Raw genomic sequence first — 26,590 nt, 5'->3', positions numbered from 1 at the left:
TACCGGCTAGCCGGTACGAGGGTTGGGTGCCTGCCCTGACGACAGGAGGTCCGGCAGCCGGGATCGTCAAGGCATGACAGTTGTTGCGTACGTGCCGGAGCGTCCGGCGCTCCGAGGCCGCACGATGGCCGACGCGATCCGTGCGGAAGGGCGGCTGCCGGTGGGCCAGGTGCGCCGGATCGGCCTGCAACTGCTGGACGCCCTCGAAGCGGCCCACGCGACCGGCGTCGTCCACGGCAACGTGCAGCCGGGCGCCGTCCAACTGTTCGCCGACGACCGAGCGGTCCTGCTCCTCACCGCCGAGGGCGGCGCCGCCGAACCGACCCGCACGGGCGACCTGCTCTCGCTGGGCGCCACCCTGTTCGCCGCGGTGGCCGGGCGGCCGGGCCCGCTACGCCCGGCCATCGACGCGCTCCTGAACCCGCCCGTCCACGGCGGCTTCGACCAGGTCCGGGCCGCCCTGCACCAGGCCGCGTGAGGCGGCAGACGACGACGGTTCCGGCTACTGCGTGGGCAGGTCGGTTCGGGTGGGGATGAGTTCGTTGTCCGCGGCCGGCGCGGCGTCGGCGCCGGGGTGGACCAGTTCGGCGCGGACCTCGTGCGGGGTCAACTCGCCGCTGTGGATCTGTTCGGCGAAGTGGCAGGCCACGCGCTGGCCGGAGTCGTCGAAGACGCGTAGTTCCGGGCGTTCCTCGGCGCAGCGGGTCTGGGACCAGGGGCAGCGGGTGCGGAAGCGGCAGCCGCTCGGAGGGTTGGCCGGGGACGGCAGGTCGCCGACCAGCAGCATGCGCTCGCGTCTGTCCTCCACCCGCGGGTCGGGGATGGGCACGGCCGAGAGCAGGGCACGGGTGTACGGGTGCAGGGGGCGCTCGTACAGCTGATCGGCGTCCGCCTCCTCGACCAGCGAACCCAGATACATCACGCCGATGGTGTCGGAGATGTGCCGGATGACGGCCAGGTCGTGCGCGATCACCAGGTAGGTCAGCCCGAGCGAGTCCTGCAGGTCGCCGAGCAGGTTGACCACCTGGGCCTGGATCGACACGTCGAGGGCGGACACCGGCTCGTCGGCCACGATCAGCTCGGGCCCGAGCACCAGGGCCCGGGCGATGCCGATCCGCTGGCGCTGGCCGCCCGAGAACTCGTGGGGATACTTCGTCAGCGCCGACGCGGGCAGGCCGACCGAGTCCAGGGTCGACCGTAGCCGCTTCTGCGCCTCTGCCTTGTTCCTGTGCAGGCCGTGTGCCTTGAGGCCCTCGACGAGCAGCGATTCCACCGACTGCCGCGGGTCGAGGCTGGACATCGGGTCCTGGAACACCATCTGGATGCGCCGGCGGAACAGGCGCATCCGCTCGCCGCTGAGGGCCCGGACGTCCGTGCCGTCGAAGGTGATCCCGCCGCTGGTCGGCTCGACCAGGCGCAGCAGGCCCCGGCCCAGCGTCGACTTGCCGCAGCCGGACTCGCCGACCAGGCCGTAGGTCTCGCCCCGGTTGATCTTCAGGGACACGCCGTCGACGGCGTAGACGTACCCGACCGTACGATCGAAAAGCAGTCCGCTCTTGATCGGGAAGTGGACCTTGAGATCGTCGATCTCCACCAAGGTGTCGCTCACACCGGCACTTCCTTCGGTACGGGGTTCGTGCACCGCAGCGCGCCGGCGCGGTAGGTGGGTTCGAGGGGCACCGTGTCGCCGATGCAGTCGTCGATCACCCGGTCGCACCGCGGCGCGAAGGCGCAGCCCTCCGGCCAGGGGATGTTGTCGCTGACCGAGCCGCGGATCTGGTGCAGCCGCTCGCCGCGGCCGGCGTCCAGGCGGGGTACGGACTGCAGCAGACCATCGGTGTACGGATGCCGGGGCTCCGCGAACAGGTCGTGGCGGTGGGCCCGCTCGACCACCTTGCCGGCGTACAGCACGTTGACCGTGTCGCACAGCCCGGCCACCACCCCCAGATCGTGGGTGATCATCACCAGCGCCGTGCCCGAGTCGTCGACCAGTTCCTTGAGCAGCGTGAGGATCTGCGCCTGGATGGTCACGTCGAGGGCCGTGGTCGGCTCGTCGGCGATCAGCAGGCGCGGCTTGCAGGCCAGGGCGATCGCGATCAGCGCCCGCTGCCGCATGCCGCCCGAGAGCTGGTGCGGGAACTCCTTGAGCCGCCGCGCCGGGTCCGGGATGCCGACCGCGTCGAGCAGCCCGCGCGCCTCCTTCAGCGCCGCCTGCCGGGTGCGGCCCTGATGGCGTTCCAGCACCTCGGCCACCTGCACGCCGAGCGGGATCACCGGGTTCAGCGATGACAGCGGGTCCTGGAAGATCATGCCGATGTCCCGGCCGCGCCAGTCCCGCAGGTCGCGCGGGCGCAGCTTGAGCAGATCGGTGTCGGAGAACAGCACCTCGCCGGTCACCTTGTTGCCGCGGCGGGGGAGCAGGCCCATGATCGCCAGGCTGGTCACCGATTTGCCGCAGCCGGACTCGCCGACCAGCCCGACCGTCTGGCCGGGTTCCACCGTGAAGCTCACGCCGTCCACCGCTCGCACCGGATCGGTGCCCTTGCGCTGGAAGACGACCGACAGGTCACGCACGTCGAGCAGAGGCATGTCAGATCACCGCCGGTTCTTCGGGTCGAGCGCCTCGCGGATGCTCTCACCGAGCAGGGTGAAGCCGAGGGCCACGATGATGATCGCCAGGGCCGGGTAGTAGGCCAGTTCCGGGCGTACCTCGAAATAGCGCACGCCGTCCACGCCGAGCATCAGACCCCACTCGGCCCGGTTGATGTCCGGGTCGCCGAGGCCCAGGAACGACAGCGCGGCCGCGTCCAGGATGGCCACCGCGAAGGTCAGGGTTGCCTGCACGATCACGGCGGTGAGCGAGTTCGGCAGCATGTGCCGCACCACGATGTCCCGCCGCTTCACGCCCAGCGCGCGGGCGGCCAGCACGTGGTCGCTCTCCCGTTGCGCCAGCATCGAACCCCGCAGCAGCCGGGCGAAGATGGGCACGTTGACCACGGCGACCGCGATGATCACCGTCCACTGGGTGGACTGGCTGGCCAGCGCGACCAGGGTGATCGCCAGCAGCAGGCTGGGCAGGGCCAGCATGACGTCGGTGAGCCGCATGACCAGCGCGTCGATCCAGCCGCCGAATGCTCCGGCCAGCGCGCCGAGCGCCACGCCGAGCAGCAGGCCGATGAGCGTGGCTAGGACGCCGACGAACAGTGTCTGCCGGGCGCCGTAGATCATCCGGGACGCGAAGTCGCGGCCCAGCGGATCGCTGCCGAGCGGGTGCCCGGCGGTGGGGCCCGGGATGTTGTCGACGGTCAGGTCCTGGGTCAGCTCGGGGAACCGCTGCACCGGGTCGTGCGGCGCCACCAGCGGCGCGAAGATCGCGATGATCAGGAACAGCAGGATGAGGACGGCGCCGACGATCGCGGTCGGATTGCGCAGCAGGCGGCGGCCGGCGTCCCGGATCAGGCTGACCCCGCCGGGCTCGGCCGTACGGGCGATCAGCTCGTCGATCCGCCGCCGCTTGTGGTCGGCGAGGGTGGAGATTCCTCCGGGCCGGGTCATCGCACACGCACCCTCGGGTCGATGACCGCGTACGAGAGGTCGACCACCAGGTTGACCACGACGAAGACGGCCGCGGCGAGCAGGATCAGAGCCTGGAGCACGGGGTAGTCGCGGCCACCGCTGATCGAGTCGGTGATCAGCGTGCCGAGGCCGCCCCAGTTGTAGACCTTCTCGGTCAGCACCGCGCCGGCCAGCAGCGCGCCGGTCTGCAGACCGATGATGGTGACCACCGGCAGCAGGGCGTTGCGCAGCACGTGCCGTTTGCGGATCGTGGGGCTGCGCAGCCCCTTGGCGTCGGCGGTGCGGATGTAGTCCTCGTCCAGGACGTCGAGCACGCTGGCCCGGGTGATCCGGATGATGATCGCCAGCGGGATCGTGGCCAGGGTGAGGGCCGGCAGCACCAGATGCCAGAGGGCGTCGGCCGAGGCGTCGAGCTCCCGGGTCAGCAGTCCGTCCAGCACGAAGAAGCCGGTCACGTCGGTGTTGTCGAGACCCGTGCTGATCCGGCCCGAGGGCGGGAAGACGTGCAGGCCCTGGGTCAGCCAGTCCTTGAGGAGGTAGCCCAGGAAGAAGATCGGAATCGAGATGCCGATCAGGGTGACGATGATGGTCGCGTTGTCGAGCAGCCGCCCGTGGTGCCGGGCCGCGAGATAGCCCAGCGGGACCCCCAGCCCGATCGCGATGATGATCGCCGCCAGGGCCAGTTCCACGGTGGCCGGGAAGGCGCGGCTGATCACGTCCGTGACGGGCTCGCCGGTGCGGATGGAGTTGCCGAAGTTACCGGTCACGACGTTCTGGAGGAACCGGCCGTACTGCACCCAGATCGGCTGGTCGTAACCGAGGGCCCGGGTCAGCAACTCGCGGGTCTGCGGGGTCGCGCGCTCGCCCAGCAGCGCGTCGACCGGCCCGCCGGGCAGGCTGCGCAGCCAGAAGAAGACCAGGGTCATCAGGGCCAGCAACGTGACGACCAGCTGGATCAGGCGGCGCGAGATGATTCTCACCATGAGGTAGTCCTTCGCATGTTCCGCGCCGGAGGCCCGGACCTGATGAGGTCCGGGCCGGCGGCTGCGCCCGCTGTTACTTGGTCAGCGAGACGGTGTTGAACTCCTCAGCGGTGAGCGGACTCGGCACCAGGCCCTCGACGTTCTTGGTGGTGACCAGCGCCGGCGGGGCGTGCCAGATCGGCACGGCCGGCAGCCACTTGGCCGCCAGGTCGCGGTTGACCTGCTCGAACGCGGTCTTCTTGGCTGCCTGGTCGACGGTCGCGTCGGCCTTGCCGATCGCGTCGAACATCTCGGTCATCGCGTCGTCGCCGAACTCGGCCTTGGCCCGGCCGAAGAACGTGCCGACGAAGTTGCCGGGGTCGTTGTAGTCGCCGGTCCAGCCCAGGATGTGCAGGTCCTGCTTGCCGAACTGCTGCACGTCGTCCTTGAAGCCGCCGTTCCACGGCCGCGGGACGCCGTTGACCTTGATGCCGGCCGCCTGCAGGTCGTTGGCGAGCACGGTGAAGATCTCCTGCGGGTTCGGCATGTAGGGCCGGGACACCTCGGTCGGGTAGTAGAAGTTCAGCGTCAGGCCGGTCGCGCCCGCCTCGGACAGCAGCTGCTTGGCCTTGTCGACGTTGTACTCGTACTTCTGCACGTCCGGGGCGTAGCCGGACACCGTGTTGGGCAGGAACTCGTCGGCCACCACGGAACCGCCCGGGCCCTTGGTCTGCACGAGCTGGGCCCGGTTCAGGGCGTACGCGATCGCCTGGCGTACGCGCAGGTCCTTGAGCTTCGGGTTCTTCTGGTTGATGCCCAGGTAGAGGATGTTGAAGGCGGGCCGGTCGAGCACCTTGTAGCCCTCGCCGGCCAGCGCCTTGCGGTCGGCCGGGGCCGGGAAGTCGATCGCCTGCACCGTGCCCGCGCGCAGCTCCTGCTTCCGGGTGTTCTCATCCTTGATGATCTTGATGATCATCTTGTCGACCTTGGCCTTGTCGCCCCAGTAGTCGGCGTTCTTGTTCAGCGTGATCTCGCCGGTGGCCTTGTTCCAGCCGCCGAACGTGAACGCGCCGGTGCCGGTCGGGTGCTCGTTGGCGAACGCGCTGTACGAGAACGAGTCGCCGTTCTGCGTCACCGTGTCGGCGTTGTGCTTCTTCATCGCCTCGGGGCTGGCGATGGAGAACGCGGTGAGCGTGAACGCGCCCGGGAACGCGCCCTTGTACCGCTTCATCGTCACGACCGCGGTGCCGGCGTCCTGCGCCTTGCAGTTGTCGTACAGGGCGTCCGGGCTCCCGGCGAAGCCGCCGAAGATGTCGGTGTAATAGATCATCTGGGACTGGGCGGCCTCGCCCTTCATGTTGTACCAGCGGTCGAAGTTCGCGCAGACGGCCGCGGCGTCCAGCGGGGTGCCGTCGTGGAACTTGACCCCCTGGCGCAACTTGAACGTCCAGACCTTGCCGGTCGCGTCGTTCTCCCAGCTCTCGGCCAGACCGCCGACCAGCTCGGCGGTGCCGGGCTTGTGGGTGATGAGGGTGTCGTACATCTGCCGGATCGGCCGGAACGACTCACCGTCGTCGTTGAAGATCGGATCGAAGTTCTTCGGGTCCCCGGCTCCCGCGAAGATGAAGGTGCCGCCGGCGGCGGACGTGCCGCCGTCCCCGCCGCCGTCGCGGTCACTTTCCGCACAGCCGGCCGCGCCGATCGTCAGCGCCGCGACGGCGCCGGCGGCGATGACCGCCCGGAGCCTTCCTGATGCACGCATCCTGTCCACCTCGTCCTATGGGTACGGACCAACGCCGTGTCCTGTGGGTACGGACAAACCCGGTGACGACTGGCCACCGTTGGCGAGACCCTAACCATTCGGGATGATCACTTTGTTACTTGGTATCGGATCGTGTCCTTCGCGTTCGGCCGGGCCCGGTGGCCGGTCCGCGGGGTGGCGGCATCAGTCCTGGTTGCGGCGACCGCCGAACGTCCACGGGTGGATCTCGATCCGGTCGTAGGCGCCGGTGGCGTCGAACAGGTTCCGGACGGCCTCCGGCGAGGGAAACTCTCCGATCACGGCCGTCCCCTCCCAGTCCTCGCCGTTGTCGGAGAGCAGTCGCCCGAAGGCGATGAGCCGTTCGCGGTCCAGGGCCGGCTCGGTCCGCTCGGCCCCGGGCCAGTCCATCAGCGGCCGGGCGTGCGCGAGGATCAGATGGTGCCGCCCGATCCCGTCGCGGCGGCCGGGGTAGTCCCACATCGTCCGTCCCAGCAGGTCGACGAACCGCCGGACCAGCACGTGGCGGTAGACCCCGGCGCGGTAGTTGGGCTCGTCGAACGCGAACTCGCGCACGGTCTCGGCGTCGGGCAGGTCGGCGATGTGCACGCTGCCGGTCGCGCCCTCGAGGTCGTCGGTGAGCGTCGGTCCGCGCGCGATCATCTCGTCGGCGAACCGGTCCATGAAGGTCCAGTGCTCCTCGAGGATCCGCTGCCGCAGCCGCCCGGTGTCGCTCCGGTCGCGCCCGTAGAAGAAGTAGTCCACCCGCAGAGTATGGGCGGGGCAGCGCGATGATCGAGAACGGCCTATGCTGCGTCGGCTCCAAAGCGAAGCATTTTCACGGGAGGCCCCCTTCATGTACCGCTCTCTCGGCCGGCGCCTGTCCTTCGGCGCTGTGGCCGCCGCCGCAACCGCGGCTTTCGCCTTCGCGGCGCCCGCCCAGGCTGCCGCCCCCACCATCGATGTCGTCCTGCCCGACGTCACCGTCGCGGCCGGGGCGAGCATCCAGGTCGCGCCGATTCTGTACGCGAACCGGGCGACGGTGCTCCACAACACCGCGATGACGTTCGAGCTCGCCGGCGACCTGCCCGGCGTCGCCTTCAAGATCGGGGAGTTCGACGACTGCGAGGCCGTCGGCGCCACGAAGCTCACCTGTTCCCTGCCGTTCGAGTTCGACCTCGGGCCGGACGGGGTGATCGGCTACTACCAGGCCGAGCTGGCCGCGCCCACGGCCGCCCTCGGGAAGACCGGCAAGATCACCACCACCTTCACCGCCGAGGGCGTGGACGCGGTCACCACCACGGCCGACGTGACCGTCGCGTCCGGCGTCGACCTGGCGGCCGGCCAGGACTCGAAGCTCAGCGTCAAGGTCGGCGCCGGCTTCGACGCCAAGCTCCAGGTGCGCAACAACAGCAAAGAGGTCGTGAAGGGCGCGGCGATCGTCTTCCACACCGACTACGCGTTCGCCTCTGCCAGGCAGTTCTCGAACTGCTGGTACGGCGACGGCCAGGTCAACGCCTGCACCTTCGGCCAGGACCTGCAGCCGGGCGCGACCTACCAGACCAGCCTGCCCTACAAGCTGCGTCCCGGCACGGCCGCGCCGGGCGGCGCGTACGGCGAGTTCCAGTGGCTGACCGGCGACGACTACCAGGACTACCTCGAGTATCTGGAGAAGGCCGGTTACGAGGGGCCCGGCGCCCCGGGCAAGGGCGGCAAGCTCGGCCTGACCTCGCAGGCGACCGCCCGCGCGGCCCAGACCGACACCGACCCCGACAACAACTGGCAGAACGTCGAGATCAAGGTGCTCGGCAAGCTGGGCACCGACTTCGCCGCGGTCGGCGCCACCGCCAAGGGAGCCGAGGGCGACACCGTGACCCTGCCGGTCGGCGCCCGCAACAACGGCCCGGCCACCGTGGACGCCAGCCGGGCGGGCTCGGCCGCTGCCACGGTCATCGTCACCATCCCGGCCAAGACGAAGGTCGTCACCGTTCCCGAGGGCTGCTCCAAGGCCGAGGACGACAGCGTCAAGACGAACCCCAAGGCGCTGCAGTACGTGTGCTACAGCTCCCCGCTGTTCCCGGCCAAGACGACGGTGCTGTGGAAGTTCGGCGTCGAGCTCACCGGCGACATCACCGACGGCAAGGGTCTCGTCGAGGTCAACCCGCCGTGCGAGTGCGAGCGGTTCTCCCGCGACACCGACAAGAAGAACGACACCGCGGCAATCGTGATCAACGAGGTCCCCGGCGCGGCCGACGAGGGCAGCGGCGGTCAGGGCGGCGGCGACCTGCCGATCACCGGCACGCAGACCGCCTTCGTCGGCGGCGCCGGCGCGGTCCTGCTGGCCGGCGGCATCCTCGGCTTCGTCCTGGCGCGGCGCCGCCGCACCCGCTTCGAGGCCTGACGACCGGGCGGTGACCTCCCGGACCGGGAGGTCACCGCACCTCATCGGAGCGTGTCGTGGACGACGCGGCCACCGATGACGGCCAGGACGGGGCGGGTGTCGCGCATCGCGGCGTCGGAGACCGGGAAGTAGTCGCGGTCGAGGACGACCAGATCGGCGAACCGGCCCCGCTCGATCGAGCCGAGCTCCTTCTCGCGGCTGAGATACCAGGCGTTGCCTCGCGTGTACGCGCGCAGCGCCTGCCGGCGGGTGCTCGACGAGGCGCTGGCCGGGCTCAACCCGGCCGAGGTCGACAACGCCGTCCGCGTGGTGCGGCGCATCCACAGCACCGGCATCACCATCGTGCTCGTCGAGCACCTGCTGCGCGTGCTCAACCAGCTCGCGACCCGGATGGTCGTGCTCGACCGCGGCGCCGTCCTGGCCGACGGCGACCCGAAGACGGTGCTGAGCGATCCGGAAGTCGTCCGCGCCAATCTGGGAAGGCAGGCCCATGTCTGACACGCTGCTCGAGGTCGAGGACCTGGACGTCCGTTACGGCGACGCCCAGGCGCTGTGGGGCGTCAGCCTGACCGTCGGCGCGGGCGAGACGGTGTGCGTGGTCGGCCCGAACGGCGCCGGCAAGTCCACTCTGGTCAACGCGCTGGCCGGGGTGCACCGGGCCAGTGGCGGCCGGATCCGGGTCAACGGCGCCGACACCACCGCCCTGCCCGGGCACCGCGTCTGCGCGCACGGGGTGGCCGTCGTGCCCGAAGGCCGCCGGATCTTCCCGCGGATGACGGTCACCGACAACCTGATGCTGGGCGCCTATCGCAAGGCCGCCCGGCCCGCCCACCGGGAATCGGTCGCCACCGTCCACGAGCTGTTCCCGCGGCTGGCCGAACGGGCCGGGCAGCTCGCCGGCAACCTCAGCGGCGGCGAGCAGCAGATGCTCGCGATCGGCGGGGCCCTGATGGCCCGCCCGGCCCTGCTGCTGCTCGACGAGCCGTCGCTCGGGCTGGCCCCGGTCCGCGTCGACGAGGTCTACGACGCCGTGCAGCGCATCGCCGCCACCGGGTCAGCGTGGTCCTGGTCGAACAGGACGTGGAACGCGCGCTGGCCGTCGCCGCCCGCGCCTATCTGCTCGGCGAGGGGAGGATGGTGTCCTCCGGCCCGGCCGCCGAGCTGCGCGACAGCCCGGAGGTGCGCCGCAGCGTGCTTGGCCTGTGAGCCGGTGCTCAGGCGCGGGCCCAGGTCGCAGCGCCGGCGCGGTCGAGCCGGACCTGCCGGACCGGATCGCGGCCCTGCCCGGTCAGGGCTGCCCGGTCTGAGATCTGTTGCTGAGGGATAGGGCCGTGCCTGTCAGGGCCAGCGCCGCGGCGCCGGCCGAGCACCACATGATGGCGGGCAGGGTGTGCGGGACCAGCCATTCGGTGGTCGCCACCAGCACCGCCGCGGCGGCCCACAACGGCGCTGACGGCCAGCGTGCGCCCGCCGCCACCTGGGCGTTGACCAGCACGAAGACCAGCGCGTAGAGGGCGCCGGTGGTGGCGAAGACCGGCGCGTACCGGCCCAGGCCGGTGTAGTCGGCGCCACCGGCCAGGCTGAAGGCCAGGCCGCCGGCCAGCGCGGACGCCGCGACGAGCAGGGCGCCGCAGCCGGCGACCAGCCCGACGGCGATCAGCAGCGCGCGCCGGCTGCCCTGGGCGAGCCGGGGCAGGGCCAGCACGGTGACCACCTGGGGGGCCCACATCGCGCCCTTGGTCAGCACGGCGCCCACCGCGTAGGCGCCGGACGCGTCGGCCGGCAGCACGTGGCGGGCCAGGATCACGTCGGCGTACGAGACGGCCAGCATGGCGAGGGTCGCCGAGCCGGCGGTGAAGACCTGCTTCGCGGTCAGACCGTGGTCGTTCGGCGCGGCGCCGGGGGTGCGGGCCATGACGGCCAGGACGGACGGCACGCCCAGCGCCAGCACGGTGCCGAGCAGCACGGAGCCGGTCAGGCCGAGACCGAGCAGCAGGCCCGCGACGAGCCCGGCGTACCGGCCGGCGGCCAGCACGGACATGCCCAGGGCCAGGCGCAGGAAGCGCTCGTCGCCCTGGAGCTCGCCCAGCCGGCGGCCACTGAGGACGATTGCGAAGGTGTAGACGGCGAGCAGGGGAGTGAGCACGGGCGGCAGGTCGAGCAGCGGGCCGGCGACCGGCGCCAGCGCCAGCACCGCGCCGCCGCAGACGAGGGCGGTGACCGTGGCGACGCGGCCGGCGGTGGCGCCCGGGTGGCGGGCCCGGCGTACCGCCATTGCGATCTGCAGGCCGGTGCCGGGCACCGAGGCGATCGCCACGATCGCCAGCACCGTGGCGAGCGCGCCGAGGTCACCCGCGCTGAGCCGCCGGGCGCCGAGGACCGGCACGACATAGCCGAAGGCGTTGGTGATCGCGCCGGCGATCGTCACGGCGGCGCCGGAGAGACCGATGCTGCGCCGGGACGGTGCGCTCAGAGCCGGCCCTCCGCGACCGCTCGGGTGATCCACGGGATCACCTCGTCGAGCATGGCGTCGAGCGTGGTGGCGGCGGTGAAGCCGAGCACCTCGCGGGCCTTCGTCACGTCCGGCACCCGCATCGCCACGTCGTGCGCGAACGGCTCGTCGCTGACGTGGCGGAACGGCACGTCCGGTCCCCTGACCTTGCGCCAGATCAGTTCGGCCAGCTCGAGCACCGTCGTGGACTGGGCGGTGGAGAGGTTGAAGTCCTCGTTGCGGGCGGCCTCGTGCTCCATCGCGGTGACGATGCCGCGGGCCAGGTCGCCGCCGTACGTGTAGTGCCGCACCTGCTCGCCGCTGCCCAGGACGTGCAACGGGTCCTGCCCCTTGAGCACCTTCTGCACGAGGTCCGGGACCACGTGCGACATCGCGAGCTTGACGTTGCCCGAGAGCACCTCGGCGTTGCCCAGGGCCCGGCCCTCGCCGACGCCGACGCAGTTGAACGGGCGGACGATCGTGTACGGCAGCTGGTACTGATCCCAGGCGGCCCGGGCGTAGTACTCCACGGCCAGCTTCTGGAAGCCGTACGAGGAACGCGGCGGCGGCACTGCCTTCTCGTCGCCCTCCTTGCTGGGCCAGCGGTCGGTCGACTCGTACACCATGGACGACGAGATGTACGTGACCTTCTGCAGCCGGCCGTCGCGGTGCGCCGCGATCGCCGCGTCGCACGACGACGCCATGATCCGCTCGTTGGTGGCGAGCAGGTCGTACGCGTACGTGTGGAAGTAGGAGATGCCGCCGATCATCGCGGCGCCCGCGATGAAGTGGTCGCAGCCGTCGAGCAACTCGCCGACCAGACGCGCGTCGCGGGCGTCGCCCTCGACGAACCGGAAGTTCGGGTGGTCGTCGTAGGCGTGCGCCACCTTGCCGTACTTCGAGTAGTCGTCGAGGCCCACCACCTCGTGCCCGCGGCCGAGCAGCTCCTCGACGAGGTAGCCGCCGATGAATCCGGCCGAGCCGGTGACCAGAACCTTCGTCACTGCGGGGTGCTCTCCTTGTCACGATCGATCTCGAGGGCGTCGCGATCGGGCTCGACGACGTCGCGTCCGGGTTCGGCGGCGTCGAGTCCGGGCTCGGCGGCGTCCGGCTTGCGGGCCGCCCAGCGGACGGAGAGCTGCTCCCCGGTCAGCCGGGGGCCGAACGCGAAGAGATACCAGCGTAGGTAGCTCGGCACGAACCGGCCCACGTCGAAGTTGGAATCGCCGAGCTGCCGGTCGAGCCAGATCGTCGGGATCTCGGCCACCGGGCGGCGCATCCGGGTCGCCTTAGCGGTGAGCTCGATGCCGATCTCGAAGCCGGTCCGGGATTCGATGCCCACCTCGCGGACGAACCCGGTGTCGTACGCCTTGAAGCTGTTCGTCGCGTCCCGGGTGCCCACCCGGGCCAGCCACCACAGCGTGCGCCCGGCCCAGCGCGAGGCCATCCGCTTGAACCTCGGACCGCCCACCTGCTGCCCGCCGGGCATGTAGCGCGACGCCGCGGCGACCACCACGCCCCGGTCGACCAGCCGGGCCAGGTCGTCGATCTGCCGCGGGTCGTCGCAGCCGTCGGCCATGGTGACCACGGCGACCGGCGCGGCGGCGGCGTCGATGCCGAACCGGATCGCGTTGGCCGGCCCCCGCCCGTACGTGTTGAGGACCGTCCGGACCCGGGGGTCGTGCTCGGCGATCTTCTGCGCGTACGGCACCGTCGTGTCCTCGGGCATGTCGTGCACAACGAGGATCTCGGCCGGCAGCAACACCTCGCGCAGGATCCGTTCCAGGTGCCGCACCACGTCGGCGCCCTCGTTGTAGACCGGGATGACCACCGAGACCCGGGGCGTCACACCAGCACCCCCGTCCCGGTCAGGCCCCACATGTCGATCAGCGGCGTGTCGGTCTCGAGGTCGGCGTACTGCGGGTGGGGCGCCGCGATGATCAGCAGGTCGGCCCGTTTCAGCACCTCGTCGAGCGGCAGGAAGCGGTCGTCGCGCACGAACGGATCGGTGCAGAGGGTCTCGCGGGCCTTGAGCGTCAGGATCTTGCGCAGTTTGTAGGCCAGGCTGTCGCGCGAGTCGTCGCTGCCGCCCTTGAACGCCATGCCGAGGATGCCGACGGTGAGCCCGCTCAGATCGAACCTGTCTTCCAGCCGGGAGACCAGGTAGAGCGGGAGGCCCTCGTTGATCAGCATCGCCGAGTGGCCGAGCACGAAGTTGTTCCGGTTGAACGCGGCCAGCTGCATCGTGTCCTTGAGCAGGCACGGCCCGGCGGCGAATCCCGGCATCGGCAGGTCGTCGGCGCGCGGGTAGTCGAAGGTGACCGCGTGCCGGATCCGGGCGAAGTCGAGGCCGAAGTCGTTGGCCATCATCCAGAACTGGTTGGCCGCCGCGAACTTCAGGTAGCGCCAGGTGTTGGTGAACAGCTTGGCCAGTTCGGCCTCTTCCGGCTCGAGCCGGACGATCGAGTCGGTCAGGGTGCGGAACAGCTTCTCGGCCCGGTCCAGGGCCTGCGGCGTACGGGCGGCGACGATCTGCGGCAGCTCGAAGAGCTCGGTCATGGCCTTGCCCTCGGCGATCCGTTCCGGGCAGAAGGCGACGTCCACGTCGAGGCCGCGGCCGCTCAGCAGCCGCTCGGTGAGCGCGGTGACACCCGGGTAGACCGTGCTGCGCAGCACGATGAGCTGGCCGTCGCGCAGGTGCTCGGCGCCGCGTTCGATGGCCCGCGGCACCGCGCCCAGGTCGGGGTTGAGATGTTCGTCGACCGGGGTGCCGACGACGACGATCAGCGCGTCGGCCCGGCCCACACTCGACGGCTCGGTCGTGGCCACCAGGCGGCCCGCCGCGACCGCCTCGGCGAGCAGTTCGGCCGCGCCGTGTTCAGCGAAGGGCAGCACTGCCGCGTTGACCGTATCGACCGCGGTCGCATCGATGTCGTAGAGCACGACGGAGAGGCCGCGCGAGGCCAGCGCGATGCCCAGGGGCAGGCCGACACGGCCGCAACCACCCACGACGCAGACGTCCACACACGGCTCCCTTCACTTCGGTGCCTGGAGGTTACTCGTGAGTCAACTTCGGGTCTACCCATGTGCGAGACAGGCACTATGGTTCGTCACCATGGCCGGCACGTTGACCACCCGAATGAGCTCGCGCATCGCCGCGGCACTACCGTCGAACGCCGTCGCGGCGGCGGTGCGAATCGCCTATCCGCGGGTCGAGCCGGAACTCGCCCGGCTTCCGTCCTACGCGCCTCGAGGCGGCACCGCCGTCGATGTCGGCGCCTGGTACGGACCGTGGACGCGTGGCCTGCGCCGGATCGCCGACCGGGTGGTCTCGGTCGAGCCGACGGCCGAACTGGCCCGGTGCGTCGCCGCCGCGTTCCCCGACGTGCGGGTGGTCGAGGCGGTCGCTTCCGACCATGCCGGCACGGCCGAGCTCTACCTGCCGTCGGGCGGTCCGGGCACCGGCACCTCGTCGCTCGAGCAGCCGACCGGGCGCGCGGTCACGGTCGAGCGGATCACCATCGACGAGCTGGCGCTGACCGACGTCCGGTTCCTGAAGATCGACGTCGAGGGGCACGAGATGCCCGCGCTGCGCGGCGCCGAGACGACGCTGCGCCGCGACCGGCCGCTGCTGATCGTCGAGCTGGAGGAGCGGATCCAGCCCGTCGAGCCGGTGCTCGGCCTGCTCGGCGGGTGGGGCTACCGGCCGTACGTGATGCCGGCCGGCCGCTGGATCCCGCTGTCCGAATTCGATCTGATCGGCCATCAGCGCGCGGCCCTGGCCCGGGTCGAGCAGAGCTTCGCCCGCCGGGTGGTCTGGCCGCGGCCGCGCTACGTCAACATGGTCCTGTTCCGGCCGGAGCGGCGGTCGTGACCGCCGCGGCTGTGCCCGCCGTGCGTGTCCGGGTCGATCCGGTCGACGCGGTCGCCGGTGTCCTCATCGTGCTCAGCGTGGCCTGGCGGGCGGTCGTCTCGCGGCGCGGCTTCCTGGCCATCGACGACTTCCCGATCGTGTCCCAGGCCGACGCGTACGGGCTGGACCCCGGGCATCTGTTCGGGCTCTACAACAACCACTTCATGCCGGCCGGCCGGCTGGTCACCCTGGCCGTCGAGCGGCTCGCCGGGTACGACTACGTCCCGTTGCTGGTGCTGATGCTGCTGGCCCAGCTCGCCGTCGGCATCGCCTTCTACCGGCTGCTCAAGCTGATGCTGCCGGCCGGCTGGGGCCTGCTGCTGCCGCTCTGCCTGCTGGTGTTCAACCCGTTGACCCTGGAGCTCACCGCGTGGTGGGCGGTCGGCGTCAACCTGCTGCCCATGCAGTTCGCAATGATCGTCGCGATCGGCGCGCTCGTCCGCTACCTGCGCACCGGCGACAACCACCACTTGGTCTCGCTGGCCGCGGCGGTGCTCGCCGGGCTGCTCTTCTTCGAGAAGGTGCTGTTCGCGGCGCCGCTCGTGTTCCTGGTCGCGCTGTGTCTCTACGCGCCCGGCGGACCGGTCCGCGCGGTCGTCACGACGGTCCGGCGCTGGTGGCCGGCCTGGGCCCTGCTGACCGTGATCGTGCTGGTCTACCTGGGCGCCTACCTCGCGATGTCGACCACCTCCACCATCCGCGAGCCGTCGTCGGCGGGCGAGGTGGGCACGTTCCTGGGCCAGTACTTCGGCGAGTCGCTGGCCCCCGGGCTGATCGGTGGCCCGTGGAGCTGGCTGGCAGCGGGGGACGGCACCGCGGTCGTGGCGCCGACCGCGGCCGCCCGGTGGATCTCCTGGATTCTCGTCGGGGCGCTCGTGGCGGGCACGATCTGGTGGCGGCGCTGGGTGGCGGTGCGGGCCTGGACCCTGCTGCTGCTCTTCGCGCTGCTGGCCGGCGGCCTGATCGCGGCCACCCGGCTCGGCTCGGCGCTCAGCGGGGTCGCCGGTCTGGTGCCGCGCTACCTCGGCGACGTGATGCCGGTCGCGGCCCTCTGCGTGGGCATCGCCGTCTGCGGCTTGCGGAAGCTGGACGGCACTGTGGACGAGGTGAAGCCGCCGGCGCGCCTCACGGCCGCGGTGGTGGCGGCGGCCCTCTTCGTCGCCAGCAGCTTCTGGAGCAGCGTCGACTTCGCCGCCGACTGGTCGCAGAAGGCCGGACGGGACTACCTGCGCACCGCGCAGGCCGACCTGGCCGTGGCCGGGGCCGGCACGGTCTTCATGGACCAGCCGGTGCCGGAGGAGGTGGTGCCGGGCATGTCGAGCCCGTGGAACACACAGTCCCGGTTCTTCGGACCGGTCGAGAACGGGCCGGCCTTCGTCACCGAGGCCCAGAGGCTCTCCGTCTTCGACGAGTCCGGGCACATCCGGCCGGCCTGGGTCGACGGCGTACGGGCCGAGCCCGGCCCGGTGAAGGGCTGCGGTTACCAGGTGAATCGCGGCCGCACGGTGCGGATCCCGCTGCGGGCCGAGGTCGTCGACTACTGGCAGGTGCTGCGGATCGGCTACCTCAGCGACAAGGACACCACGGCGACGGTGCGGGCCGGCGACCATCCGGCCCGCTCGTTCGCGGTGCGCCGCGGCCTCAACGCCATGTTCATCCTGCTGCTGGCCGGCGGCGACGAGGTGACGCTGAAGGTGGCCGACGCCTCGGCCAACCTCTGCACCGACGAGATCGAGATCGGCTCGCTCGTGCCCCAGCCTGCCGGGTGAAGGCGCTGCACGGTGTGGCCGCCGCGGTCACCGTGGTGGTCCTCGCGCCCCTGGCCCGGCCCGGTTACGTGCTGCGCTACGACATGGTCTTCGTGCCCCGGCAGCCGCTGAACTGGGAGATGCTCGCCCCGGTGGACTCGCTGCCACGGGCAGTGCCGCTGGACGCGTTGGTGTCGCTGGCCAACCTGGCCGTGCCGGGCTGGCTGCTGCAACGGATAGCGCTGGTGGCTGTCGTCTATCTGGCCGCGCTGGGCGCCGCGCGGCTCATGCCGGCCGAGCGCACCGGCCCCCGGGTGGTGGCGGCCCTCGCGTACGCCTGGACGCCGTTCCTCGCCGAACGCCTGCTGCTCGGGCAGTGGGCGCTGCTGCTCGCCTACGCCGCGCTGCCCTGGCTGGTGGCGGCGGTCCGGGATCTGCGCGCAGGTCGTCCCGGCGCCCTGCCTCGGCTGGTGCTCGCGGCCGCTCCGGCCGCCGTCACGCCCACCGGCGGGCTGATCGCGCTCGCCGCCGTGCTGGTGCTGCTGCCCCTGTGGTCGCGTACCACCGCGTTCGCCGCCGCTTCGGTGCTCGGGCTCAATCTGCCGTGGCTGGTCGCGGCGCTGACCGCGTCGGCCGGTGGCGTCTCGGACCCCGAGGGCGTGCCCGCCTTCGCCGCCCGGGCCGAGAACTGGGCGGGCGCCTGGTGGTCGCTCGCCGGCACCGGTGGCATCTGGAACTCCCAGACCGTGCCGGACAGCCGGGGCTCGGCGCTGACGCCCCTGGTGACCCTGCTGCTGCTCGCGGTCGCGGCGGCCGGTCTGCCCGTCCTGCGCCGTGGCCTGCCCGGCGTCGCGGACCGGCTGCTGGTGCTGGCCGCGGGCGGTTTTCTGCTCGCCGCGGCGGGCGCCGGGCCGGCTGAGCCCGTGCTCGAGTGGGTGGTCGGCCAGGTGCCGGGCGGCGGTCTGCTGCGCGACGGGCAGAAGTTCCTCATCCCGTACGCGCTGGCTCTGGCCCTGGCCTTCGCGGCCGGCGCCGGGCGTCTGGCAAGCGCGCTGGCCCGCCGCTTCGAGCCGTCGGCGGGCCGGATGGCGCTGATCGGGGCGGCGCTGTTGCCGGTCGCCGTCCTGCCCGATCTCGCCTTCGGTGGCCTCGGCGCGCTGCGGCCGGTCCACTATCCGGCGGACTGGGATGTGATCGCCGACCGGGTCGACGCGGCGCCCGGCGAGGTGCTCTCCCTGCCGTTCGAGGGCTACCAGCGCTATCCGTGGACGGACGGCGTCGTGGTGCGCGACCCGGCGCCCCGCTACCTGGACGCCCCGGTGCTGATCAACGATGCCCTGCGGGTGGGGCCGGTGACCGTCGACGGGGAGAGCCCGCGCGCCCGCGCCGTGCGGCAGCACCTGGCAGCCGGCCGGCCCGCCGCCGGACTCGGTTTCCGCTGGGTGCTGGTGCGGCTGGGCGCCGGGGACGAGCCGCCGGCGGCCGTCCTGAGCGGACTCCGGCTCGCCTATGCGGGACCGAGCCTGCAGCTGTGGGAGGACCCGTCCGCTCCGCCCGCCCCGGCCACGGACGTCGGCGGCCGCGTCCTCGCCCTGACGGCCCACGGGGCCGCGGCCGCAATCGTGATCTTCTATGCCCTCGCGCTGCTGCGGCGGCGGGTTACTCCGTGGTAATGTCCGCCAATTCAAACCGGGGAGGGAGAAAGCATGGCCAAGCTGGCAACCTACGTTGTAGCCCTGGTCGCCGGGGGTGTCCTCGGCGCGGTGGGCATCATGGCCATGATGGGCGCGGTCAACCCGTCCGCCGATCATGTCGCCCAGACGACCGACATCGTCGATGCCTCGACGAGCGTCTACGGCACCCGCTGATCCGACTTCCCCGGCTGAGCCGCGGGAAGGTGCCCGGCGATCACCTGGGCGAAGGCCTCACCGGCCTGCGCCCAGGTGAACCGCCGGGCGTAGCACGCCGCGGCCGCGCCCATGCTCGAGCGGCGCTGAGCGTCCAGCAGCAACTCGCGTGTCGCCCGGAAGAACTCGAACTCGTCCTCGACCAGCATGCCGGTCTCGCCGTCGGCCATCGCGTCGACGACGCCGCCTGCGGACCGGAACGCCACCGACGGCGTGCCCCGCGCGCCGGCCTCCACGATGGTCAGACCCCAGCCCTCCTTGATCGAGGGCTGCAACATCAGCCAGGAGCCGCAGAGCAGCTCGTGCTTGTGCGCCTCGCTGACGTACCCGGCGAACCGCACGTGCTTCTCGATGTCCAGGTCGGCCGCCAGCTGCCGCAGCGGCTCGTCCCACCACCCCTGCCCGGCCACCACCAGCTCCACGTCGGGCATCTCGGTGGCCAGCAGCGCGGTCGCGCGCATGGCCAGCTCGACCCGCTTGTGCGGCACGAGGCGGCCGAGAACGATCAGGCTGGGGAAGGCCGTGCGCGGCACCGGCGGACCCACCACCTCGGTGGTTCCGTTGTGGATGACGGTGATCCGCTGGGGGTCGACGCCCAGGCCGGACAGCTCGCCCAGGGTCGACGCCGAGACCGTGACGTACCGGCACCGGCGGTAGACCCGGACGGCCAGCCAGGACTCGATCCACCAGCCGATCCGGGCCATCCGCGGCCCGAACAGCACCGGCCACTGCTCCCGGTGCACGTGGTGCACCAGCGCTATCACCGGCCGCCGGGACCAGAGCCGGCTGAGAAACGGGATCCCGTTGCCGACGTCGACGATCACGTCCGGGCGGCCCAGGCGGCGCCGCGACAGGGGACCGATTCCGAATACTCCGGCAAGGTAGATCATCGCCGCGAAGAGGTATACGGTGTGCCGGCCGCCGCGGCGGACGATCCGGAGGCCGTCCGGGTTCGTCTCCTCGGCCGGCGCGACGCCGTAGGCCTGACAGACGAGGGTCGCGCGGTAGCCCCGGGAAACCATTTCGGCGGCCACCCGCTCGAGGAAGACCTCCGAACCGCCCCCCTCCGGGTGGGCAGTGTCCCGCCAGTTCAGGAACAGTACGTGGGCGCCGAAGACATCGGTCATGGTCTACTCGTTCACACCCCTACTGGCGAGTACGATTCACGATCGCGTCACATTAGGGCAGCGTGCCGAGAAACCGCAACGGTGCATCGATGGAAGGAAGAAACCAGTGGCCGACGGGAGCCTCCGCGCGCGGCCGGAGTTCTGGCCGGTCACGTTGCTGAGCGTCGCCCTGGTCGCCGTGCTCGGCGGATGGAGCGCCGTCACCTATCTCGAACGCACCCGCAGCGACCCCGGCTGCGCCGAGCGGATCACGCTGCGGGTCGCCGCGACGCCGAGCATCGCCGGCGCGGCCCGGACGGTCGCCGAGCGGCTGGCCGCCCGGGAGACCTGCCTGACCGTCCTCGTCGACGCCCGGGATTCGGCCGACGTCTTGCGTGACCTGTCCCGGGACACATCCCCGTCGGCGGCGTCGCCATCTGCCTCGGCGCCGGCCGTGTCGCCGGCGCCCGACGTGTGGCTGCCCGAGTCGACGCTCTGGTTGCGGCGGGCCCGCGCGGCCGGCGCGTTCCAGGTTCCGGCCGAGGGCGTCTCGGTCGCCACCACCCCGGTCGTGCTGGCCCTGGACAGCGCCTCGGCCACCCGGCTGAGCCGCAGCGGCGATCTGAGCTGGGTCAAGCTGGTCGGCGGGGCCAAGGCGCCGGTGCCGGTCGCGCTGCCCGACCCGGCGACCAGCCCGCTCGGCTTCGCGACGCTGGTCGGCATCCGGGCCCTGGCCGCGAAGACGCAGCCGGCCGATGCCGCCGCCGGCGCGGCGGCCATCATGCGCCGCCTCGCCCCGAACACCCTGTCGGTCACCGGGGAGAGCCCGGCCGTTCCACCCGGGCGGCGCGCGATGATCAGCACGGAGCTGTCCGTACTGGGCGGCGCCGGCCAGGTCGCGCTCTACCCGCCGGCTGCGCTGCCCGGCCCCGACTATCCGTACGCGGTGCTCGGCTCCGGCGACGAGCAGACGGGCGCGACGGCCTTCCTGCGCGCGCTGCTCGCCGCCGAGGGCGCGCGGACGCTGACCGAGAGTGGGCTGCGCACCCCGTCCGGAGACGCCCCGGCCGGCATTCCGGCCGCCACCCGGATCCGTAAGGTGGTCTACCCGCCCGCGCGGCTGCCCGACGAAGCCGCCGCGACCGACCTGCTCAACGCCTGGGGAGGAGTGCACATCAGCGCCCGGATGCTCGCCGTCTTCGACATCTCCGGCTCGATGGCTGCGCAGGTGCCCGGCTCCACGGCGACGCGCCTGTCGGCCACAGTGGCGGCGGCCCAGGGCGGCGCCCAGTTGCTGCTGGGCACCACCGAGATCGGCATCTGGGAGTTCTCGACCAACCTCGATGCCGGACGCGACTACCGCGAGATGGTGCCGGTCGGGCCGGTCGGCCCGCGACGCGCGCAGATCGTCGCGGAACTGGGCCGGATGCGGGTCAAATCGAACGGCGGGACCGGGCTCTACGACACCACCTTGGCCGCCTATCGCGACGCCACCCGCAACTGGACCCCGGGCCGGATCAACATGGTCCTGATCCTGACCGACGGGCGCGACGACGACCCGCGCGGCATCAAGCGCGCCGTGCTGCTGCGCGAACTGGGCGAGCTGGCCGACCGCAAGCGCCCGGTGCCGATCCTGTTCATCGGCGTCGGCCCCGAGATCGACAAGGACGAGCTGCAGCAGATCGCCGGCGCCACCGGCGGCCGGGTGGCGCTGACCAAGGAGCCGTCCGGCATCCGCCAGATCTTCTTCACCGCGCTGGCCGAGTTCAGCTGCCTGCCGCCGAAGTGCCGCCGGTGACGGCCGCCGTCGACCGGCGGCGGCCCCTGGCCGTCAGCGCCGGCGCCCTGCTCCTGGTGGTCCTCGCGTTCCTGCAGCGCCCGGGTCGCACCACGTTCGACACCAAGCTGGACCTGGCCGAGAACCCGATCGGCTTCCTGGCCCGCTCGCTGCACCTGTGGAACCCGTGGGCCACCTCGGGCGAGCTTCAGCAGCAGGCGTACGGCTACCTGTTCCCGATGGGCCCGTTCTTCGCGGCCGGCGACCTGCTCGGCGTCCCGCCCTGGATCACCCAGCGGGTCTGGTGCGCGTTGCTGTTCTGCGCCGCCTACTTCGGCGTGCTCCTGCTGGCCCGGGCCATGGGGATCGGCTCGGACGCGGGCCGGATCGTCGGCGCCCTGGCGTACGCGCTGGCGCCGCGGATGCTGACCGAGATCGGGCCGCTGTCCTCGGAGATGCTGCCGGTCGTCGTCCTGCCCTGGGTGATGCTGCCGCTGGTGTCCGTGCACCGGATCGGATCCGCGCGGCGGGCAGCCGCGCTCTCCGCCCTGGCCGTGGTCTTCATGGGTGGTATCAACGCCGCCGCGGTGGTGATGGCCCTCGTCCTGCCCGGCGTCTATCTGCTCACCCGGCCCTGGAACCGGCGCCTGTTCGCGCTGATCGGCTGGTGGGCGCTGTTCGTCACGCTGGCCTGCCTGTGGTGGATCATCCCGCTGTTCCTGTTCGGCCAGTACAGCCTGCCGTTCCTCGACTACATCGAGTCGTCCGCCACCACCACGGCGATCACGTCGCTGTTCCAGGCGATCCGCGGCACCAACCAGTGGAGCGGCTACATCGTCCAGGGCGAGCCGTGGTGGCCGGCCGGCTGGATGCTGGTCGACCGGCCGGTGCTGATGGCCGCGACGGCCGCGGTCGCCGCGGTCGGCCTCCTCGGCCTCGCGCTGCGCGGCCTGCCCGAGCGGCGCTTCCTGGTGCTGGGCACGCTGACCGGCCTGACCCTGCTGACCATGGGCTACGTCGGCACGATGGACAGCCCGTTCGCGCCGCTGATGCGTGACCTGCTCGACGGCCCGCTCGCCCCGCTGCGCAACGTCCACAAGTTCGAGCCGGTGCTGCGGCTGCCGATCGTGCTCGGCCTGGCCTACGCGGCGAGCCGGGTGCTCGCCCTGCCCCGCCTGCGTCTGCGGTTGCCGGCCGCTCCGGTGGTGGCCGCGCTGCTGCTGGCCGCGATCGCCCCGGCCTGGCTGTTCGTGCTGCGCCCGGGGCCGGGCTGGACCGAGGTCCCCGGCTACTGGAACCAGGCCACCACCTGGCTGCACGACCAGGACGCCCAGGCCCGCACCCTGGTCGTGCCCGGATCCGGGTTCGCCCAGCACTCCTGGGGCCGTACGGTCGACGAGCCGATCCAGCCGCTGGCCGAGGCCCCCTGGTCGACCCGGCACCAGATCCCGCTCGGCTCCGAGGGCAACATCCGCGTCATGGACACCGTCGAGCAGGTGCTCGCGCAGGGCCGCGGCTCGCCCGCCCTGGCCGACTTCCTGGCCCGCTCCGGCTACCGCTACCTGCTCGTCCGCCACGATCTCGACCGCGCGGCCTCCGGCGCCCCGCCCATCGCCGTGGTGCGCCGGGCGGTCACCGGCTCACCCGGCCTCGTTCCGGCGGCCACGTTCGGGCCCCCGGTCGGCGCGGCCGGCCCGGCGCCCAGTCCGGTGGACGCCGGCCTCTCGGTGCCGGCCATCGAGATCTTCCAGGTGGACCGCCCGGTGGCCACCGTGTCGGCCACCGCGGTCCAGGACGTGCCGACGGTCAGCGGCGGGCCGGAATCGCTGCTCGGCGTGCTCGAACAGGGCCTGGTCAGCGGCGACCGGCCGGTCGTGCTGGCCGGCGACTCCGCGGCGGCCGGCTTCGACGGGCCGCGGATCGTCACGGACGGCCTGCGGCGGCGCGAGCTCAACATCGGCCGGATGCGCGACAACGTCAGCCAGACCCTGACCGCGGACGAGAAGACCCGGCAGGGGCGGGTGCGCAGCGACCTGTTGCCGTTCGACGCCGACGGTCACCAGACGGTCGCGGCCTACCAGGGTGTCCGCTCGGTCCGGGCGTCCAGCAGCGAGAGCTTCGCGGACTCGTTCGGCCCCAGCGACCCGTCCGGGCTGCCGTTCGCCGCCCTCGACGGCGATCCGTCGACGGCGTGGCGAACCGACGCGTACCAGCGGGCCGTGGGGCAGTGGCTCGAAGTGGTGCTGGAGACGCCGCAGCGGGTCACCGAGGTGACCGTCGACTTCGCGGACGACCTGCGGATCGCGGCCCCGGTCGCGGCGGTGCGGCTGACCACCGACCAGGGCGTGGTGGACCGCCTCGTGCCGGCCGGGCCGGGCCCGCACAAGCTCTCGACGCTGCCCGGTCTCACCACGACCGTGCGGGTCACCGTGCTGGCTCTGCAGCCGGGTTACGCGGGCGGCGTGGCTCTGCGCGAGCTGGGTCTGCCCGGCCTGGCCGCCCAGCGTGGCCTGCGGGTGCCGTCCGACGTCCCGGCCGGCGCGGCGGCGGTCTACGCGTTCGAGCGGTCGCCGCAGCAGCGGGGCTCCTGCTATCCCGCCGGCGGCGCCGTCCGCTGTGACCAGTTCCTGGCCCGTTCCGGCGAGGAGCCGCTCGGCATCGACCGGTTCTTCACGACCACCGCCAACAGCGCCTACGACCTGCGCCTGACCGCCCGTCCGCGGCCCGGTGGAACCCTGCCGCTGAACCGCAAGGTTTCCGCTTCGGCGTCGTCCGTGCTGACCGGCGACGTCACGGTCGGCGCGCACGCGGCGGTCGACGGCGACCCGGCCACGGCCTGGCTCGCCGAGCCCACTGACGACACCCCGGCGCTGCGGCTGTCCTGGGCCGCGCCCCGCCGGCTGGATCGGGTCAGACTCGTCGTCCCGGCCGCCCCGGCCGCCGCCCGGCCCACCCAGGTGCTGATCACCACGCCGGGCCGGGACACGGTGGCCGGCGTCGGCGCCGACGGCTGGGTGCGCTTCCCGGCCGTCACCACGAAGCAGCTGCGCATCACGATCACCGGCACCCAGGGGGTCGTGGCCGACACCCGCGGCAACAGCTGGCCCGCGCCGGCCGGGCTGGCGGAGGTCGAGGCGCCTGCCCTGAGCGGTCTGATGCCCCCGGCCACCGACGGCACGCCGCTGCTCGCCCGGTGCGGCAGCGGACCAGCCGTCGAGATCGACGGGGTGGCCTACCCGACGTCGGTCGCCGGCACGCTGGGCGACGTCCGGGCCGGACGCGGCCTGAAGGTCACCGTGTGCGACGACTTCGTGAGCGAGTCCGTGCCGCTCGCGGCGGGGGAGCACCGCCTGCGGACGGTGCCGTCGGCGGCGTACGTGGTGGACACGGCAACCCTCGCCCAGGGCACGACCGCGCCCGTGACCACGCGGCCGGTCGAAGCCACCCGATGGCAGCCGACCGACCGGAGCGTCACGGTCGGCGGCGGCGCGGAGTCGCTGCTGCTCGTGCACGAGAACTTCAACGCGGGTTGGACGGCCACGCTGGACGGGCAGCAGTTGCGCGCCGTCCGGGTCGACGGCTGGCAGCAGGCGTTCGTGGTCCCGGCCGGGAACGGCGGCGCGGTGGCGCTCGAGTTCACGCCGGACCGCCCGTACCGCCTCGGTCTCGCCGCCGGCGCCGCCTGCATTCTGCTCGTGTTGCTGATGGCGCTGACGCCGGTGCGCAGGCGCCGCCCCGGGCCCGCCGGGACGCCGCCGGCCTGGATGTTCTGCGGCGTGCCGGGCGGGGGCGGATGGATCGTCGTGCCGCTCATGCTGCTGGTCGTGGTGCTGGGCGGAGTGGCCGGCGCGGCCCTGCTGCTGGCCGCGCTGATCGTGCGCCAGCTGCGCCCGGGGGCGTTGCCCGGCCTCGCCTTCGCCGCCGCGGGCGCGGGCCTCGCGGTCGCCGTCGGTGGTCGCCTGCTCGGGCAGGGACAGGAATGGGCGTACGGCGCCTGGGTGCAGGTCGCGATGCTGGCAGCGGTCTGCGCGGTGGCGGCAACCGCCGCCCCGACGACCCACCGGACGCTCCCGGCGGCATCAGCGGCAGCGGCATCAGCGGCAGCGTCACCGGAGATCGTGGCAGCGACCACGGCGCCGGACGAGGACTCGGAGGAACCAGGTGGCAGTGCGCAGAGCAACGGTGGATCGGGCGACCCCGCACCGGGCGACGACGAGCCGGTCGATCTCGCTGTTCCGCGCGTTCCTGGTGGAGCAGACCGACCCTGACCGGTTCTACTCGGAGCTCGCCGTCGACTCGGTGCGCCAGCTCGGGTCCTATGTCGACCTCGACGGCGCCCGGGTGCTCGACGTGGGCGGGGGGCCGGGGTACTTCGGCAACGAGTTCGACAAGGCCGGGGCGACCTACCACGGCATCGACCCGGCGGTCGGCGACTTCGCGGCGGCCGGGGCCGAAGTGCGCGGCATGGTCCGCGGCAGCGGCACGGCCCTGCCGATCCGGACCGGCTCGGTCGACGTCTGCTACTCGTCCAACGTCCTGGAGCACGTCCCCACCCCGGAGGCGATGCTCGACGAGATGTTGCGGGTGACCCGGCCCGGCGGCACCATCTTCGTGTCGTACACGCCCTGGCTGTCACCGCACGGCGGCCACGAGACCGGGCCGTGGCACCTGCTGCTCGGCGGCGCGGGCGCCCGGCGTCGCTACCAGCGCCGCACCGGCCGGGAGCCCAAGAACCGCATCGGCGAGACGCTCTTCGCGATCAGCGCGGCGCGCAGCATGCGCTGGGCGCGGGCGGCCCGGCGCGCCGGGGAGGTGACCGTCGTCGATGTGCTGCCCCGGTATCATCCCCGCGGGATGTGCTGGGTGGCCCGCGTGCCGCTCCTGCGCGAGGTGCTGACCTGGAACTTCACCGTCGTTCTGCGACGCGCCGGGCCGGCCGAATAATTTGTG

23 protein-coding genes are annotated in these 26,590 nt (G+C 72.3%); 11 read left to right on the top strand and 12 right to left on the bottom strand.

From position 1 onward, the window contains the following. Positions 1–73 precede the first annotated feature (73 nt). On the top strand, positions 74–478 hold the full coding sequence (locus LXN57_RS34880) for a protein kinase family protein (RefSeq protein ID WP_251802495.1): 405 nt from the start codon (positions 74–76) through the stop codon (positions 476–478). A gap of 24 nt (positions 479–502) precedes the next feature. On the opposite strand, the gene LXN57_RS34875 is transcribed toward LXN57_RS34880, so the two are convergent. From LXN57_RS34875 to LXN57_RS34850, 6 genes are all read right to left on the bottom strand, one after another. Continuing rightward, on the bottom strand, positions 503–1,609 hold the full coding sequence (locus LXN57_RS34875) for an ABC transporter ATP-binding protein (protein WP_438872947.1): 1,107 nt from the start codon (positions 1,607–1,609) through the stop codon (positions 503–505). Further along, positions 1,606–2,589, bottom strand: a complete 984-nt coding sequence (locus tag LXN57_RS34870; RefSeq protein WP_251802494.1) for an ABC transporter ATP-binding protein — start codon at positions 2,587–2,589, stop codon at positions 1,606–1,608. Before LXN57_RS34870 ends, LXN57_RS34875 begins: the two co-directional genes overlap by 4 nt. A 6-nt stretch (positions 2,590–2,595) precedes the next feature. After that, the gene (locus LXN57_RS34865) at positions 2,596–3,555 is read right to left on the bottom strand and encodes an ABC transporter permease (RefSeq protein WP_251802493.1); all 960 of its coding nucleotides are present in this window, start codon (positions 3,553–3,555) and stop codon (positions 2,596–2,598) included. Next, positions 3,552–4,559, bottom strand: a complete 1,008-nt coding sequence (locus LXN57_RS34860; RefSeq protein WP_251802492.1) for an ABC transporter permease — start codon at positions 4,557–4,559, stop codon at positions 3,552–3,554. Before LXN57_RS34860 ends, LXN57_RS34865 begins: the two co-directional genes overlap by 4 nt. 73 nt (positions 4,560–4,632) lie before the next feature. Beyond that, complete coding sequence (locus LXN57_RS34855) at positions 4,633–6,300, bottom strand: ABC transporter substrate-binding protein (protein WP_251802491.1); 1,668 nt, start codon at positions 6,298–6,300, stop codon at positions 4,633–4,635. Between the two features lie 183 nt (positions 6,301–6,483). Next, positions 6,484–7,062, bottom strand: coding sequence for a YciI family protein (locus LXN57_RS34850; protein ID WP_251802490.1), 579 nt, complete (start codon positions 7,060–7,062; stop codon positions 6,484–6,486). 91 nt (positions 7,063–7,153) lie between these two features. Here LXN57_RS34850 and LXN57_RS34845 point away from each other — a divergent pair, with 91 nt between their 5' ends. Continuing rightward, positions 7,154–8,698, top strand: a complete 1,545-nt coding sequence (locus tag LXN57_RS34845; protein ID WP_251802489.1) for an LPXTG cell wall anchor domain-containing protein — start codon at positions 7,154–7,156, stop codon at positions 8,696–8,698. Between the two features lie 41 nt (positions 8,699–8,739). Here LXN57_RS34845 and LXN57_RS34840 read toward each other — a convergent pair whose 3' ends face one another. After that, positions 8,740–9,018, bottom strand: a complete 279-nt coding sequence (locus LXN57_RS34840; protein ID WP_251802488.1) for an amidohydrolase family protein — start codon at positions 9,016–9,018, stop codon at positions 8,740–8,742. Between LXN57_RS34840 and LXN57_RS34835 the strand changes: the two genes are divergently transcribed. Further along, entirely contained in the window at positions 9,008–9,196 is a 189-nt protein-coding gene (locus tag LXN57_RS34835; protein WP_251802487.1) for a P-loop NTPase family protein, read from the top strand. The genes LXN57_RS34840 and LXN57_RS34835 overlap by 11 nt on opposite strands. Next, positions 9,189–10,025 (top strand): ABC transporter ATP-binding protein, encoded by an 837-nt coding sequence (locus tag LXN57_RS34830; protein WP_251802486.1) that lies wholly within the window; start codon positions 9,189–9,191, stop codon positions 10,023–10,025. The genes LXN57_RS34835 and LXN57_RS34830 overlap by 8 nt, the downstream gene beginning before the upstream one ends. Here the strand turns inward: LXN57_RS34830 and LXN57_RS34825 are convergent. Genes LXN57_RS34825 through LXN57_RS34810 form a run of 4 tightly spaced genes read right to left on the bottom strand, consistent with a single transcriptional unit; the run spans position 9,987 to position 14,213 of the window. Next, positions 9,987–11,204 (bottom strand): lipopolysaccharide biosynthesis protein, encoded by a 1,218-nt coding sequence (locus LXN57_RS34825; RefSeq protein ID WP_251802485.1) that lies wholly within the window; start codon positions 11,202–11,204, stop codon positions 9,987–9,989. The genes LXN57_RS34830 and LXN57_RS34825 overlap by 39 nt on opposite strands. Continuing rightward, on the bottom strand, positions 11,168–12,193 hold the full coding sequence (locus LXN57_RS34820) for an NAD-dependent epimerase/dehydratase family protein (protein WP_251802484.1): 1,026 nt from the start codon (positions 12,191–12,193) through the stop codon (positions 11,168–11,170). The genes LXN57_RS34825 and LXN57_RS34820 overlap by 37 nt, the downstream gene beginning before the upstream one ends. Beyond that, entirely contained in the window at positions 12,190–13,038 is an 849-nt protein-coding gene (locus tag LXN57_RS34815; RefSeq protein ID WP_251802483.1) for a glycosyltransferase family 2 protein, read from the bottom strand. The genes LXN57_RS34820 and LXN57_RS34815 overlap by 4 nt, the downstream gene beginning before the upstream one ends. Beyond that, on the bottom strand, positions 13,035–14,213 hold the full coding sequence (locus LXN57_RS34810) for a nucleotide sugar dehydrogenase (RefSeq protein WP_251802482.1): 1,179 nt from the start codon (positions 14,211–14,213) through the stop codon (positions 13,035–13,037). Before LXN57_RS34810 ends, LXN57_RS34815 begins: the two co-directional genes overlap by 4 nt. 91 nt (positions 14,214–14,304) lie before the next feature. Between LXN57_RS34810 and LXN57_RS34805 the strand changes: the two genes are divergently transcribed. Genes LXN57_RS34805 through LXN57_RS34790 form a run of 4 tightly spaced genes read left to right on the top strand, consistent with a single transcriptional unit; the run spans position 14,305 to position 18,718 of the window. After that, complete coding sequence (locus LXN57_RS34805) at positions 14,305–15,063, top strand: FkbM family methyltransferase (protein WP_251802481.1); 759 nt, start codon at positions 14,305–14,307, stop codon at positions 15,061–15,063. Continuing rightward, positions 15,060–16,871, top strand: coding sequence for a hypothetical protein (locus LXN57_RS34800; RefSeq protein WP_251802480.1), 1,812 nt, complete (start codon positions 15,060–15,062; stop codon positions 16,869–16,871). The genes LXN57_RS34805 and LXN57_RS34800 overlap by 4 nt, the downstream gene beginning before the upstream one ends. After that, positions 16,868–18,523 carry an MmpA family trehalose lipid delivery protein gene (locus LXN57_RS34795; RefSeq protein ID WP_251802479.1) on the top strand — a complete coding sequence of 552 codons (1,656 nt, stop codon included), beginning with the start codon at positions 16,868–16,870 and terminating at the stop codon, positions 18,521–18,523. The genes LXN57_RS34800 and LXN57_RS34795 overlap by 4 nt, the downstream gene beginning before the upstream one ends. A 33-nt stretch (positions 18,524–18,556) precedes the next feature. After that, positions 18,557–18,718, top strand: coding sequence for a hypothetical protein (locus LXN57_RS34790; protein ID WP_251802478.1), 162 nt, complete (start codon positions 18,557–18,559; stop codon positions 18,716–18,718). Here the strand turns inward: LXN57_RS34790 and LXN57_RS34785 are convergent. Then, positions 18,703–19,884, bottom strand: a complete 1,182-nt coding sequence (locus LXN57_RS34785) for a glycosyltransferase family 4 protein (RefSeq protein ID WP_251802477.1) — start codon at positions 19,882–19,884, stop codon at positions 18,703–18,705. The genes LXN57_RS34790 and LXN57_RS34785 overlap by 16 nt on opposite strands. A 106-nt stretch (positions 19,885–19,990) precedes the next feature. Between LXN57_RS34785 and LXN57_RS34780 the strand changes: the two genes are divergently transcribed. From LXN57_RS34780 to LXN57_RS34770, 3 genes are read left to right on the top strand one after another with little or no spacing between them, the layout of a single operon-like run. After that, positions 19,991–21,661, top strand: a complete 1,671-nt coding sequence (locus tag LXN57_RS34780) for a substrate-binding domain-containing protein (RefSeq protein ID WP_251802476.1) — start codon at positions 19,991–19,993, stop codon at positions 21,659–21,661. Beyond that, positions 21,658–25,908, top strand: a complete 4,251-nt coding sequence (locus LXN57_RS34775) for an alpha-(1->3)-arabinofuranosyltransferase domain-containing protein (protein ID WP_251802475.1) — start codon at positions 21,658–21,660, stop codon at positions 25,906–25,908. Before LXN57_RS34780 ends, LXN57_RS34775 begins: the two co-directional genes overlap by 4 nt. Next, complete coding sequence (locus tag LXN57_RS34770) at positions 25,823–26,584, top strand: class I SAM-dependent methyltransferase (RefSeq protein WP_251802474.1); 762 nt, start codon at positions 25,823–25,825, stop codon at positions 26,582–26,584. Before LXN57_RS34775 ends, LXN57_RS34770 begins: the two co-directional genes overlap by 86 nt. The last annotated feature ends 6 nt before the right edge of the window (positions 26,585–26,590 follow it).

This window comes from Paractinoplanes hotanensis (assembly GCF_023717965.1).
GTDB classification, from domain to species: domain Bacteria; phylum Actinomycetota; class Actinomycetes; order Mycobacteriales; family Micromonosporaceae; genus Actinoplanes; species Actinoplanes polyasparticus.
The sequence above is the reverse complement of the archived record's forward strand: the minus strand, read 5'-3'. Positions and strand labels throughout refer to the sequence as shown.

Bases quoted from the DNA above. Each gene is read 5' to 3' on its own strand.
- LXN57_RS34880 (WP_251802495.1), top strand. From the start codon at position 74: ATGACAGTTGTTGCGTACGTGCCGGAGCGTCCGGCGCTCCGAGGCCGC.
- LXN57_RS34870 (WP_251802494.1), bottom strand. From the start codon at position 2,589: ATGCCTCTGCTCGACGTGCGTGACCTGTCGGTCGTCTTCCAGCGCAAG.
- LXN57_RS34865 (WP_251802493.1), bottom strand. From the start codon at position 3,555: ATGACCCGGCCCGGAGGAATCTCCACCCTCGCCGACCACAAGCGGCGG.
- LXN57_RS34860 (WP_251802492.1), bottom strand. From the start codon at position 4,559: ATGGTGAGAATCATCTCGCGCCGCCTGATCCAGCTGGTCGTCACGTTG.
- LXN57_RS34855 (WP_251802491.1), bottom strand. From the start codon at position 6,300: ATGCGTGCATCAGGAAGGCTCCGGGCGGTCATCGCCGCCGGCGCCGTC.
- LXN57_RS34845 (WP_251802489.1), top strand. From the start codon at position 7,154: ATGTACCGCTCTCTCGGCCGGCGCCTGTCCTTCGGCGCTGTGGCCGCC.
- LXN57_RS34840 (WP_251802488.1), bottom strand. From the start codon at position 9,018: ATGCGCCGCACCACGCGGACGGCGTTGTCGACCTCGGCCGGGTTGAGC.
- LXN57_RS34830 (WP_251802486.1), top strand. From the start codon at position 9,189: ATGTCTGACACGCTGCTCGAGGTCGAGGACCTGGACGTCCGTTACGGC.
- LXN57_RS34805 (WP_251802481.1), top strand. From the start codon at position 14,305: ATGGCCGGCACGTTGACCACCCGAATGAGCTCGCGCATCGCCGCGGCA.
- LXN57_RS34790 (WP_251802478.1), top strand. From the start codon at position 18,557: ATGGCCAAGCTGGCAACCTACGTTGTAGCCCTGGTCGCCGGGGGTGTC.
- LXN57_RS34785 (WP_251802477.1), bottom strand. From the start codon at position 19,884: ATGACCGATGTCTTCGGCGCCCACGTACTGTTCCTGAACTGGCGGGAC.